This window comes from uncultured Rothia sp. (assembly GCF_916049665.1).
Taxonomy (GTDB): domain Bacteria; phylum Actinomycetota; class Actinomycetes; order Actinomycetales; family Micrococcaceae; genus Rothia.
Genome location: NZ_CAJZIE010000006.1, coordinates 1 through 13694, shown reverse-complemented (window position 1 = coordinate 13694; position 13694 = coordinate 1). Strand labels below are relative to the sequence as shown.

The 13694-nt window shown below is 59.0% G+C and carries 8 protein-coding genes; 1 reads left to right on the top strand and 7 read right to left on the bottom strand.

The features are described 5' to 3' along the window. Positions 1 to 180: 180 nt before the first annotated feature. Entirely contained in the window at positions 181 to 2139 is a 1959-nt protein-coding gene (locus QZ540_RS01035; RefSeq protein ID WP_294627057.1) for a polysaccharide biosynthesis protein, read from the bottom strand. Continuing rightward, positions 2139 to 4103 (bottom strand): glycosyltransferase, encoded by a 1965-nt coding sequence (locus QZ540_RS01030; RefSeq protein ID WP_294627055.1) that lies wholly within the window; start codon positions 4101 to 4103, stop codon positions 2139 to 2141. The genes QZ540_RS01035 and QZ540_RS01030 overlap by 1 nt, the downstream gene beginning before the upstream one ends. A 429-nt stretch (positions 4104 to 4532) precedes the next feature. On the opposite strand from QZ540_RS01030, the gene QZ540_RS01025 reads away from it, so the two are divergent. Next, the gene (locus QZ540_RS01025) at positions 4533 to 5534 is read left to right on the top strand and encodes an NAD(P)-dependent oxidoreductase (RefSeq protein ID WP_294627053.1); all 1002 of its coding nucleotides are present in this window, start codon (positions 4533 to 4535) and stop codon (positions 5532 to 5534) included. A gap of 163 nt (positions 5535 to 5697) precedes the next feature. Here the strand turns inward: QZ540_RS01025 and QZ540_RS01020 are convergent, their stop codons facing one another. From QZ540_RS01020 to rho, 5 genes are all read right to left on the bottom strand, one after another. Then, positions 5698 to 6900, bottom strand: a complete 1203-nt coding sequence (locus tag QZ540_RS01020) for an L-threonylcarbamoyladenylate synthase (RefSeq protein WP_294627051.1) — start codon at positions 6898 to 6900, stop codon at positions 5698 to 5700. Positions 6901 to 7069: 169 nt separating this feature from the next. Then, positions 7070 to 7978, bottom strand: coding sequence for a peptide chain release factor N(5)-glutamine methyltransferase (prmC, locus tag QZ540_RS01015; RefSeq protein WP_294627050.1), 909 nt, complete (start codon positions 7976 to 7978; stop codon positions 7070 to 7072). Between the two features lie 337 nt (positions 7979 to 8315). Then, positions 8316 to 9461, bottom strand: coding sequence for a hypothetical protein (locus tag QZ540_RS01010; RefSeq protein ID WP_294627049.1), 1146 nt, complete (start codon positions 9459 to 9461; stop codon positions 8316 to 8318). 437 nt (positions 9462 to 9898) lie between these two features. Beyond that, the gene (prfA, locus tag QZ540_RS01005; RefSeq protein ID WP_005507792.1) at positions 9899 to 10981 is read right to left on the bottom strand and encodes a peptide chain release factor 1; all 1083 of its coding nucleotides are present in this window, start codon (positions 10979 to 10981) and stop codon (positions 9899 to 9901) included. A gap of 140 nt (positions 10982 to 11121) precedes the next feature. Next, positions 11122 to 13311 carry a transcription termination factor Rho gene (rho, locus tag QZ540_RS01000; protein WP_294627048.1) on the bottom strand — a complete coding sequence of 730 codons (2190 nt, stop codon included), beginning with the start codon at positions 13309 to 13311 and terminating at the stop codon, positions 11122 to 11124. Positions 13312 to 13694 lie beyond the last annotated feature (383 nt).

Here is a 13694-nt window from a genome sequence, read left to right as displayed (position 1 = left end):
CTAAGGGACGATGTGTGTGTAGTGTGTGGTTACTTCGTATTCTATAAAACTATTCACCGACGCGGGGCTAACCTTCACAGAATCCAGTACCGCACACAGAGTCTAGTGCCGTACAAAGAGAAAAACACCGGATACCGCACCCGCCACGCAAGTGCAGCATCCGGTGTCTTTCCGCAAAGATTAGAACGTCTGTGCATCCGCCAGAGTACGCGGATCCGGGGCACGCTCCAGGCCATGACGCTCATAGCCACTATGCTCCCGATAGTTCTGAATCCACCGCTCATAATCGAGCTCATCAGGGTCAAGTGCCGGGGCACTCGACCGGGAAATATACCGGTTCTCCTCGCTAGGTACCAGCTTCTCGGTACCGCCGAAGAGAGTCTCATCCAGCTTCTCACCCTTGCGAAGACCAATCTCCTTGATCTCCACGTCATACCGCTCATACGCCTGGCGCATCGCCTTGGCAACGTCCAGAATCTTGACCGGCTGACCCATATCCAACACCATGACCTCACCGGGGCGACCAATCGCACCGGCAAGCATCACCAGCAGGCAAGCATCGGTAATCAGCATGAAGTAACGGGTCGCACGCTTATCCGTCAGGGTAATCGGACCACCCGAGAGGATCTGCTTCGTAAAGAGCGGCTTAATCGAACCGCGCGAACCAAAGACGTTACCGAAACGAACCGACACGTACGTGTTGCCGGTCTTCTCGCCAAAGTACGCGGTCAAACGCTCCGCCACACGCTTGGACTGGCCCAGCGCAGTCTTCGGATCGGCAGCCTTATCGGTCGAAACGTTCACGAAGGTCTTCACGCCCACCGCCTCCGCGGCACGCAGCACGTTTAGAGTACCCAAGGAGTTCGTCTTCCACGCCTCCTGCGGGTACGCCTCCAGCGCCGACACATGCTTCAGCGCAGCAGCGTGGAACACCACCTCGGGGCGACGGTCACGGAAAATCTCCAGCAGATTATCGCCCTCACGAATATCAGCCAGAATAATGCGGTCATCGTCCAGGCTCGACTCGTGAGTAATCGAAACCTTCGTCTCCATCAGCAGAGTCTCATCATGATCAAGCATCATGAGGGTCTCCGGCTCAAACTCGCTAATCTGACGGCACAGCTCCGAACCAATCGAACCGCCCGCGCCCGTAACCAGCACGCGCTTACCGTGCAGGTACGAACGCAGAATATCGCGGTCAATATCGTAGTTAATCTCGCCACGAATCACGCGCATCAGGTCGTTATCGCTCGCGGTAATCAGACGCTCACCCATCAGTCGAGCATTCGCACTACTAATACGCTGAACCTCAACCTTAAGCTTACGCATGCGGTTGCAGAAGGACTCGAAGTAATCCTCCGACATATCCGAAATCGTCACCAGAATCTTACGGGTACCCGACTCACGAATCACCTGCTCCAGCTCACGGTAAGTCGTAATCACCGAAATGCCGTGGAACTTCGTACCAGCCTTCAGCTGGTCATCATCGAAGACTGCAACCGGGCGGAGCTTCGCTTCCTCATCGTGCAGCATCGAATCCATAACCATGCCGCCGATAAAACCGGCACCGTACACAATCACGGGCTCGCCGGTCAGCTCACGCACCGCACCGCGCTCAGTGTACACACGCTTCGCCATGCGAGCGCCAGCCATCATAATCAGGCTAAACGCCGCCGCAATCGCAGGCACACTATGCGGAATATGAGGCAGGCCCAGCAACTCATCCACAAAGGAGAAAATGGTCAACGCCGCGCCCGCACTCAAAGCAGCCGCACCGGCACGCCACGACTCGTCAAACGAGCCATAAGAGTATACGCCGTTATAAATCTTCACGCCCGCCAAACCAATGACCAGGTGCAACACCACAGCCAAAGTAGCGGTCATCGTCAACGACGCCGGGTGAATAATATCGAACACCGAACCGTTGCTGAGCAGCACACTATAGCGGAGCATGTACGCGAACAAAACCGCCAGCAGCCACGCGCTCGAATCAATCAGAGCCTGCGCAATCAGCCACCACGGCTTACGCTCGTAGAGGCGGTTCACCAGCATTGTGCCGGAGTCGCCCTCCGTCACCAGCGTGCCGCGCTGAGCCGCCTTCTTCATCACCACATGAGCGTGAGGTTTCAACTGAGCCACTACATGCCTCCTTCAGATGCGGTACCAGAAGAACGAGAAGAAGCACGAGCCGTCAACGACGACAACGCACGGAACGCCGAACGGCGCGCCTGCTCAGGCACAAAACGGTACACGCTACGCACCGCCATGTTCTGAGCCCACTGAAGCTTAGAAATACCGTGACCGGTGTACAGGCGACGCTGAATCGCCACATCCTGCAACCATGCGTCCACTCCCCCGCGCTTCGTGTACGCGCCCGCACCCACGCGGTAACGCACCAGCGCATCGGGGATATTACCCAGACGGTAGCCGGCATCGCGCAGACGCATCCACAGCCACCAATCCTCAGCGCCGGGCACGAACTCGTAACCGCCCAGCTGTTGCACGGCGCTCTTCACGAACGCCACCGACGGGTGATAAATCGGGTTGCGCGAATCCATCGCGCTAAGCAGACGCTCGGAATCAACAATCGCCTCGCGGGTCGACTCCACCGCAGTATTGCTTTCGTTCACCTCAAGCATGGCAGAGCCCAGCACCGTGTAGCCGCCCTGCACCAGGGCAGGAATCAGACGGGCAAAACGAGTCGGCTCGGATAGGTCATCAGAATCAGCGCGGGCCACCAGCTCGTAGGAGCACGCCTGCAGACCGGCATTCAGCGCCTCCGCCAAACCAACGTTCTGAGCCAGCTCCACCACCTGAATCGGCGGGCAATCCAGATCCTCGGCACGCTGAACCCAGCGGTCCACCACGGCATCCAGCTCGGGGGTCAGCGGACCGTCCTTCACCAAAACCAGTTCCGAAGGGCGCAGAGTCTGGTTCAGCAGATTCGACTCCAACGCCTGCTCCAAGTAGGCGGGGTTCTCCTTCGCATACACGCTCATCAACACCGAGAAATCGGGTGCGGAGCTCACGCAACCGCGCGCCTTCACAGAGTCAATGGCGTTAGCAGTAGCCGGTACGCCGTAGCGGCCGGGGAAAGTCAGCGGGTAAATACCCTCAAGCACCTGGCGGTTCGGGGTGGGTGCCCGCAAACCGTCACGCACACCGTTGAGGAAATATCCCAGGTAGGTGCGACGGTCATCGGTACGCAGAACAGTAGAAATCCACAGACGCGCCGACGAGCCACCATAGAGCAGCTTCTCCAGCGGGTTCAAGGTACGCGAACGGGTGAAAACCCACAGCTTATTGCGCACATCGTTATAGAAACGCGGGCCGGGGTTGGCGTTCGTCGTACCAAAAGTCTTCGTGTGATGCTTTGCCACAGAGGACGGCACCGCGATGCCGTCGCGGTGATGAATCAGGCGGGTCGAAAACTCGAAATCGTCATTCCAGATGAAGAACTCAGCAATGGGCAGGCCACCGTTGCGGCGAATCGCTTGCGCATCCATCAGAATCGACACGAACGAGGCGCTACGAATCGGGCGGGCACCCACAGCCTGCGCACGAGCATGACGCTGCTCCCCCGCCGCAAACATCGTGCGCGGAGTATTCATCGGGTGGTCCTCGCCGTTCGTCCACACCACGCGAGACGCCACCACCGCGGGGCGTTGCGAAGGCACCGGCGAATAGTTCAGCCAGGCGGCAACCGCCTCCGACAGGGTGTTCTCGGTCGGCTCGGTGTCATCATCCATCACCCACACCAGGTCCGGGTTGTGGCGCTCCAGGGCACGGTCAATGCCCACCGCAAAGCCGCCAGCGCCACCCATGTTCTTCTCCAGGCGGATGCAATCCACCGGCAGCTCATAGTCCAGGGTGCGCAGGTACTCGGCGGTGCCATCCGTGGAGGCGTTATCAACAATCACCACCGCCGCAGGCACACGCTCACCAGAAGCGATACCAGCGAGGGTCTTCGGCAGCAGATCCTCGCGGTTATAGGTCACCACCACGGCAACCGTGCGCGGGTACTCATTCGAAGAATTATGAGAAGAAAGCTGTTCGGAAGAAGGCTGGGCAAAAGCGGTCACGTCGCTGTACTTTTCTGCCATAAGTTCTCCCTCCACGGCGCGATGCGCCTGAATCAGCCGGTACGCGATATACCCATGCCGATCTGGGCGCTTGTGGTGTTTCTCGCGCCCGCGGTATTCAACCGCGCGGATATATCACTCAAAGAAAACATTCTACCTGCGGTCTCCACTAGAGAGTGAACCACCACTCCAAAAGACGCCTTATATGACAAATAAACAACCGAATTCAGTTGATTTATCCGCATAGCGGACGTACCCGCACACCCACTTTTGGGCATCCATCAAGCTACCCGCTTCACAGCCTGTGTTTGCGCTGTGCACCCCGTGCGAAAAAACGACCAGAGACCGAATAAAACCCCACAAATTCCCCATAAACTGTTCAAATATGGGAAAGTTGAACTGACCCCATTTTTCCCCGCAACGTACGCGGGCTCATGAGAGGTAAAAGAGATGTCTGAATCCAAGTGGAAAGTCATTGGCGCCAGCGGCTTCGTTGGTTCCTCCATCGTCGCGCGACTGAACGCAGAAGGTATCAGCGTCGACCCCATTGAGGCACCTCGACTCGCAACCCGCGCCCTCGACGTAGACAGCATCATCGACGAAGCAGACCAGCTTGAAGGCATCATCGACTCCCTCGCAGAAGCCTTCGCGGGCGCACAGGTTGTCGTCAACGCAGCGGGCCTCGCAGCACCCAACATGCAGGACCTACCCCCGCTCGTCGGCGCAAACGCACTGCTACCCGCAGTGATCGCAATCGCCGCACAGCGCACCGGTGTGCGCCGCGTCATCCATCTCTCCTCCGCAGCGGTACAGGGCCCGCGCCCCGTACTCGACGCTTCCGAAGAGACCAACCCGTTCAGCGCGTATTCCTTCTCCAAGGCGCTCGGTGAAGAAGCGCTGCTCGACCTGCAGGACTACTTCCTCGAAGAGCACCCCGACAGCGCACCCGAACTGTGCATCCTGCGCGCAACCAGTGTGCAGGGCCGCGGCCGCCGCACCACCGAACTCTTCGCCAAGATGGCGTCCTCGCCCTTCGCATCCGTTGCGGGTGCAGGCACCGGCAAGTCGCCCGTCTCTAGCGTGCACGCCCTCGCGGAATTCGTGGTCATGCTCGGCACCTTCCCCGGCGAGCTACCCGCCATCGTCCTACAGCCTTGGGAAGGCGCAACCGTCGCCTCCGCAACGCTGGATGCAGGCCGCCGCAAGCCGATTCACCTGCCCGAATGGCTCTGCCGCGCAGCCGTCAAGGCAGGCTACACCGTCTCCGAGCTGATGAACGACAAGTTCGCAGGCTCCGTGCGTAAGGTCGAGGTTATGTGGTTCGGCCAGGGCATTGACGACTCCTGGGCACGCGACAACAACCTTCTGCCGACCCCGCGCGTACGCGAAGTACTGCGCAACGCCCACACCGCGCTGGGCAAGAAGAAGGACCGCCGCTTCGACAAGAAGTAGATTGCGCACGTGCCCCTTATAGGAACACAACCATAGGGGCGCACAGCTTATAGGACTCATAGTAGAAGGGAACCCCCGATATATCTGAACGATATATCGGGGGTTCCCTATACGTTTTTATCAGCCGGGTTTTTATGCTCCGGGTTCATACACGCGCAGAGGTTTAGAGGTGGTCCTCCGGGGCGTCCTTCTGCTCGGTCTTTGCCTCAGCCTCGGTCGTAGCAGCTTCAGTCTTAGCTTCTTCAGCCTTAGCTTCTTCCTTGGCAGGCTTGCTCTTAGCGGCAACCTCAATCTTCGACTCGCCAAAGACCAGAGCACGAGCAGTGTCAGCAGGAACCGGGTGGGTCTGCGGTTCATCCGCACGAACCGGCTTCGGAGTGTTATCGCGGTAACCGCGTGCACGCTCCTGATCCACGCCAGTGCTGAAAGCAGAAGACAGAGCCGACGTAGCGCCCAGCAGGGACGCCGCAACAGAACCAGCAGCCGGTGCAGAAGCGCGACGAGCAGGCTCACCGCTCACAGTGTGGGTGCTGTCCCACTGCTCGTACGCCTCATCCAGGTCAGCCTGATCGTCCAGAGCACGCTCAGAAGGAGCCTGCTCAGACGACACGGAAGAAGCAGCCTCAGCTTCCTCAACCTTACGAGCCGCCTGCTCGTCAGCCTCCGCACGAGTCAGAATGGTCGGAACAACCTCACGCAGTTCCTCCACCGAAATTGCGCCCTCACGAACCACCACATACGGGAAGGAGGTGCAATCCAGAATCGTAGACGGTGCCGGGTCACGCTCAGTCACCACAACCACGCCGTCCTCATTCGGCTCAGACTCAAGCGGCTTCGGGCGAGTGCCACCGTCAATCACCACGGCGACATCCTCGCCCAGGGATTCCATGGCGGTCTGCGCGTCCAGTGCGGCCTCCTGACCGGTCTTGTTCGCGCTCGAAACCGCCAGCGGACCGTGCTCGGTCAGCAGCTTCAGGGCGAACTCGTCATCGGGAACACGCACGGCGACGGTACCGCGGGTCTCGCCCAGATCCCAGCTCAGCGACGGGTACGCGTGAAGAATAAGAGTCAGCGCGCCGGGCCAGAAGCGGCCACCCAGGTCGTAAATATCGTCCGGAACGTCGTCGACCACACCGGCGAGCGCAGCAAGATCAAAGATCAGCACGGGCGGCGGCATGGTGCGGTCACGGCCCTTATCTGCCAGCAGCTTGGCAACGCCCTGATGCGAGAAAGCATCGGCGGCAATACCGTAGACGGTATCGGTGGGCATCACAATCGTGTCGTGCGCCTTCAGCGCCTCGCGGGCAACCTCGATGGCCTCGCGGGTCTCAGTTTCAGTCGTTACGGGGTACAGCTTTGCAGTCACGGGTCTTATTCTCTCATGTTTTTCTGGATGCGGCGAGGCGCCGGCACCCACAACGCGCCATGCGGAAGCACTCTTCCGAGCATTCACCATATTTTGCCGGCTCTGAGCTGGTTGCTGAGGCGGACGCGTTGCCTTCATGCAGCCCGGCGCGGGCTAGGTGGTGCATCTACTAGTCTAAAGGCTCTAGTGGACGCGGTTTATATCCGACGCTATGCCGCGGGCGATTATTCAGGTCACGCACCGGGTAGCAGCCCTCAAAGCCGAGACGTGCCAAGAGTTCGGCAACGGCTTCTTCCTGGGTGTCGTCGTGCTCCATCATGAAGAAGCCGCCGGGGGCAAGAAGCTCGAAGGCGCGGGCGGCAATAGCGGAGGGCATCTGCATGCCGTCCTCTCCCCCGCCGTACAGCGCCATGTCCGGGTCGTGTACGGCGGCTTCTGGGTCGGCGGGCACGTTCGCCGGCGGAATGTACGGAGGGTTGGAGAGTACCGCGTCGAAGGTTCCAGCGAGCTCGGACAGTGCGGTGAGGGCGTCCCCCGGAACCAGGTGCACGCCGAGCGGCTCCAGGTTCTTGCGGGTGTATGGGATGGCCTCTTCGGAGAGCTCCACCGCGAACACCTGCGCATTCGGCAGCTCGCTCTTAACCGCCGCGGCGATAGCACCGGAGCCGGTGCACAGGTCGACGATGCGCAACCCACTGGGTGCAGTGTCAGCGCGTGCGCTCAGCACTTTGAGGGCTTCTTCGACGAGCAGTTCCGTCTCGGGGCGGGGTACGAATACGCCCGGTCCGACTGCCAGTTCTAGACGGTAGAAGGGAGCGGAGCCGGTGATGTGCTGTAGCGGTTCGCGGCGGGCGCGGCGGGCGATCAGCGCCTCGTACTCTGCGACCTGTGCGGGGGTGAGCCGCTCCCCCATGAGTGCGGCGTGCTGTAGGCGTGAGCGTGAGCCGTCGTAGAGCAAGTGCGCGGCGAGTAGCTCGGCGTCGACTCGGGGGCTGGGCACCTGCGCCAGTGCTGCGGTGGCGCGCGTGATTACCTGCGCGAGCTCTTCTCCGCGCGGGTCGTGCACATTCACCTTCATGAGCTCTCCTTGCACTCTCTTCTGTCCTGAGAAGTCTCATCAGAGGAACTACTATCAAACAGCCTAAATGGCAGCTACGCGGGCTCGTATTGTTTGCTTTCACAACCAATATTTCCTCACTAAGTAGCACCTCACAGAGTACCACTCCTCCGATCCCCTCATTCGTCGATGCGGTTAGCTAGTTTCTCAGACCGGACTATCCGTCCTCTCAAAAGAAGACAATAGTACCCAGCTAAATTCACCTCTGTCGAGGATGGAGGGGTAGCCGCAACAGCCTGTCACAGCCGCCCCTCCCCTACGCTATGCGTCTACGCGAATATCCCGCAGACACTCTGCTCTAGTACCAGAGGCTCTCACCCCGATAGTTTGGGTCACCTCCACCGCAGTACTCACACTCACTATCGCAATAAACTTCACCGCATGTTTCGCCGGGAATTCCGGTAGACAGGTACTCGTATGTTCCCTTTAGGTAGGATGCTTCCTTCCAAAGAAGAACCTCGAACGGCGTAGTCTCTTTCGTTTCCCGACCCAAAAGCTCCGCGAGTGACTCCAACCGGTCGACAACCGCACGGGTAACGGTGCGCATTAGCCAGCTCCGATCGTACAATTCCTGATACCACGAGGGGTAAACCTTGAACGGATCGGACGGGCTAATCCCTTCTGGAGGGGAAACGTCGGTGGACCTGCTAAAGAAGTACCCCGAATCCACCAGCGCCAGCACCATCTGAGGAGCCGTAGCATTCAGCAATTCAGAAGGATACGGCTCATTAGCCAGCGGCGGAAAACACCAACCGAACCAGTAACTCCTAGCGCTATTCGCCCATTCAAAGAACTCCGAATGGTCCTCTTGAAGCTCCGCATATTCTTTTGAATATTTGAGATTATTCAGAGACTCCGCCAATTCAGAGGTAATAGGTACGATGTACGCCACCGCACCACCAAAGTTCCACGTCTGCCTGTGCCTAGAATCCGGCCAGTGGTCAGAACCCAGCTTCTTCTGCAGATACCTACCGAGATAAACATAGTTGTGGTCCTTCACCACAACCACGTTCTCGTAGACCGCCTTCACAGTGCGTGGACCGTCAGAGGTCAGCACATGGTCACCGATACGGCACACGATTTCTCGACCTTTGCCATCTCTCGTCATCATTGTGACGGAGGTATGGTCGACGGGCGCACCCAGGTAAAAAGCGTACATGCAGCTAACGGGGTACCTAAATTTCTCACCCTCCCAGTTGTAGCAGGTCAGGCTGATAACAAGGGGTTCGTCTTCCTTTACCTCCCCGGTAAAGACGTACCGGTCGTCCCAATACTCATAGGTTTGGCCAACACGAGAACGGTTCAGCAATCGTGCCGAGAACTTTGAGCCCTCCACTCCCACAACTTCAAGAACAAGCAGCTCGCGTCCATCTTTACCGTCATCCCAATCAATAATTTCGACAAGGATTCCATCACCCGGTTGAAGGTCAACAATAACGCCCATATTCTCTGCCTTTCGCTCATTAGCTACCCAAAAATAGCTATCCAAAAATCATCAGTCTCGAAATATCAAAAATTACCGGTGCCGGGCTACACTGCCCGACACCCCTAAAGCGGCTTCCATCTTTTCTCTATTCATTTTTCAAAGAACACCGCTACCGGGGGGCTATCACCCGCGATCAACCTCGCCACAACACCGGTTGTATCTCAAGTCTAGGGTGAAGCTTTCAAACGCGCGCGGCGTTTGGTCATTCACCGCTCGGCACCCGACGACAGACGCAAAAAAGGCGCGTGAGTTCAGCAATCAAGCTAAACTCACGCGCCTATGACGGTCTGCTAACGCAAACCCAAAGACACAAGTAAGAGTGGCACAGAACCTACGTCTGTACAGCGTTACCTCTGCGCGGAACTACTTCTACGCAGCGTTACCTCTGTACGGAACTACTTCTGCTCCTGGCCCACCTGAGCGAGGCGGTGCGCCTCGTCCATTTCAATAGCGGACTGAACCACCGGCTCCAGGTCACCGTTCAGCACGGCGTCCAGGTTGTACGCCTTGTAACCGGTACGGTGATCGGCAATGCGGTTCTCCGGGAAGTTGTAGGTACGGATGCGCTCCGAGCGGTCCATGGTGCGCACCTGCGAAGCACGGTGTGCCGCGTTCTCAGCGTCAATCTGCTCCTGCTGGTGAGCCAGCAGTCGCGCACGCAGCACGCGCATCGCAGCTTCACGGTTCTGCAGCTGAGACTTCTCGTTCTGCATCGCCACGACAATACCGGTCGGCAGGTGGGTAATACGCACCGCCGAGTCGGTGGTGTTCACCGACTGACCGCCGGGTCCCGAAGAACGGTACACGTCAATCTTCAGGTCGTTCTGGTTAATCTCGATTTCCTCGGGCTCGTCCACCTCGGGGAACACCAGCACGCCGGCGGCGGAAGTGTGAATACGGCCCTGAGACTCAGTCGCCGGAACACGCTGCACGCGGTGCACGCCACCCTCGTACTTCAGGTGCGCCCACACGCCCTCAGCAGGCTCGTTCGAGGAACCCTTAATAGCAATCTGGGCGTCCTTGTAACCGCCAACATCGGTGCTGGTCGAGGAAATAATCTCAGTCTTCCAGCCCTTGTGCTCGGCATAACGCATGTACATGCGCAGCAGGTCACCAGCGAACAGGGCCGCCTCGTCACCACCGGCACCAGCCTTCACCTCAAGAATGACGTTACGACCATCATCCGGGTCACGCGGAATCAGCAGGCGGCGTAGCTTCTCCTGAGCAACCTCCAGCTCCTCCTCCAGACCGGGAATCTCAGCCGCGAAGTCCGGATCCTCATCAGCCATCTCGCGAGCAGCCTCAAGGTCATCCTTCAGCGAAGTGTACTTGTTGTACGCAGTCACAATACCGGTCAGCTCCGCGTATCGGCGGCCCACACGGCGTGCCTTACCCTGATTCGCCTGCACGGCGGGGTCAGCCAGCTGATTCTGCAGGTCAGCGTGCTCATCCAGCAGAACCTGAATAGATTCAAACATTCTGTTCTCTCTTCCATCTCCCGCACTTTACGCCGCACGGGCAGGCACTAGATTTCTCATCCCTCACAGCGGGATGCACAAAACGAACGGCTCACGCGCCCCACCCACAATGAGGAGGTGGGGCGCGTGAGATACGAGCCTTAGTCGACCAGACGCAGACCGTTCTTCTGAACCGTCAGAAGGAACTCCACGTTGCTTTCAGTCTTACGCAGCTGGTTGGTCAGAACGCCCAGAGCCTGCTCGGGCTCCATACCCGCCAGGGCACGGCGCAGACCCCACATAATCTTGATCTCATCCGGGGAGAGCAGGTTCTCCTCGCGGCGAGTGCCAGAAGCATTAATATCAACCGCCGGGAAGATACGCTTATCCGCCAGCTGGCGAGACAGGCGCAGCTCCATGTTACCGGTGCCCTTGAACTCTTCGAAGATCACTTCGTCCATCTTCGAGCCGGTCTCAACCAGGGCGGTAGCCAGAATGGTCAACGAGCCGCCCTCTTCAATGTTGCGGGCAGCGCCGAAGAACTTCTTCGGCGGGTACAGCGCGGCAGAATCCACACCACCGGACAGGATACGACCGGACGCGGGAGCAGCCAGGTTGTATGCGCGACCCAGGCGGGTCATGGAGTCCAGCAGCACGACCACATCGTAGCCGAGCTCCACCATACGCTTTGCACGCTCAATAGCCAGCTCAGCAACAGTGGTGTGATCCTCAGCGGGGCGGTCGAAGGTCGAGGCAATAACCTCACCCTTGACGGTGCGCTGCATATCGGTCACTTCTTCAGGACGCTCGTCCACCAGGACCATCATCAGGTACACGTCCGGGTTGTTCACGGTAATCGCGTTCGCAATAGACTGCAACATGAGGGTCTTACCCGCCTTCGGCGGGGACACAATCAGACCACGCTGGCCCTTACCGATCGGGGACACCAGGTCAACCACGCGGGTACCCAGCTTCTTGGGAGTGGTCTCCAGGCGCAGACGCTCCTTGGGGTACAGCGGGGTCAGCTTGGAGAAGACACGGCGGTTAGCTGCCTCTTCAACGCTCTGACCGTTAATCGCCTCAACCTGAACCAGGGCGTTGAAACGCTGGCGGTTGTTCGACTCACCCTCGCGCGGCACGCGAATCGCACCGAGCACGTGGTCACCCTTACGCAGGTTGTACTTCTTCACCTGAGCCAGGGAAACGTACACATCGTTGGTGCCGGGCAGGTAGCCGGTGGTACGCACGAAAGCGTAGTTATCGAGGATGTCCAGCACACCCGAAATCGGTGCCAGCACATCGTCTTCGCTCAGGCGAGGCTCGTTCTCCTCGCGGCGACGAGCCTGCTTCTCAGCGCGCTCAGCCTGGCGGTCACGCTTGGAACGGCGCTCAGTACGCTCGGCACGCTCTGCGCGTTCTGCACGCTCAGCAGCCTTACGCTCGGCACGTTCGCTACGCTCAGCATTGCGCTCTGCACGCTCCGCCTGGCGGTCACGCTTAGTGCGGCGCTCGGTACGCTCACCATCCTGGTCGCGGCGACGCTCACGGGTGCGGGTACGCTTCGAGCTCTTCTCACCATCGGGGGTGCCAAAAGTCATGTCCAGGGCAGCGTTCAGGCTGTCCAGGCTAGCGGTGCCATCAGCGGTAGCAGCCTTCAACTCAGCAGAGTTACCGGGCAGGTCAACCTGCTCCGAACGCTCACCAATACGCTCAGCAGCCAGCTCAGCGCGCACATCCAGCGGAGGAAGCTCAGCGGGCTTCTCATCCTTACGGGTGCGGGTGCGGCGGGTACGCTTCTCAGCCTTCTCGCCCTTCTCAGACTTTTCAGCCTTCTCGGACTTCTCAGCCGATGCGTCCTCACCCTCAGCGGCACGGCGAGCGCGCGCACGCTTCTGAGCGGGAGTCTCGTAACGGGAAGAGCGGGTGCGCTTCTCAGCCTTTTCAGCCTTCTCAGCGTCCTCAGCGGGGGCTTCAGCAACCTCAGCGTTTTCGGTCTTCTCAGCCTTCTCTGCCTTCGCCTCGGCGTCCTTCTGGGCGCGAGTACGGCGGGTACGGCGAGGCTTAGACTCCTCAGCCTTCTCAGCAGCGGGGGTATCAGCAGATTCAGCAGCAGCCTCAGCGGGCACTTCAGACTTAGGTGCCTCAGACTTGGGCGCAGCAGGAGCGGCTACGGCGCCACCACGCTGATGCTCCTCAAGAGCCTGAACCAGCTCAGCCTTCTTCAGCTTCAGATACCCTCGGATACCAAGCTGCTGGGCGAGGACACGCAACTGCGCGACCTTCAAGTTTGCAAGTTCCGGTGCGGCAGCTGCCGTACCGTACTCATCGGTGACAACAATATTCTTTGCCAACTACAATTCCTTTGGTTATAAGCCCTGAAAATCTTCAGAATAAAAATCGGGCGGGCGCTATAGCGCGGTCAAAGGTTTAGACACTGCCGAAAGAAAACAGCAGTCTGCACCTTCGACTCCCTCGAACCGCGCTGGAGGCGGTTCGCGTCTCTTACCGTACCCGCTGATTCAGACACAGCGAGCACACACGGAAGATAAGGCGCTCTATCACAAATGTGGGCAAGCCCAAACCATCATCTCTAAGAACCATCTACGCGAGGTGAAGAGGATGGAATGGTCACTTTGAAAGGGCACCCGCCGCGAAACCGAACCCCCAGAAAAGTCTTCCCCTATGCGTCAGAAACAAAGAAAGACGTGAATCCCAAAGGCACTCCCCCGAACCC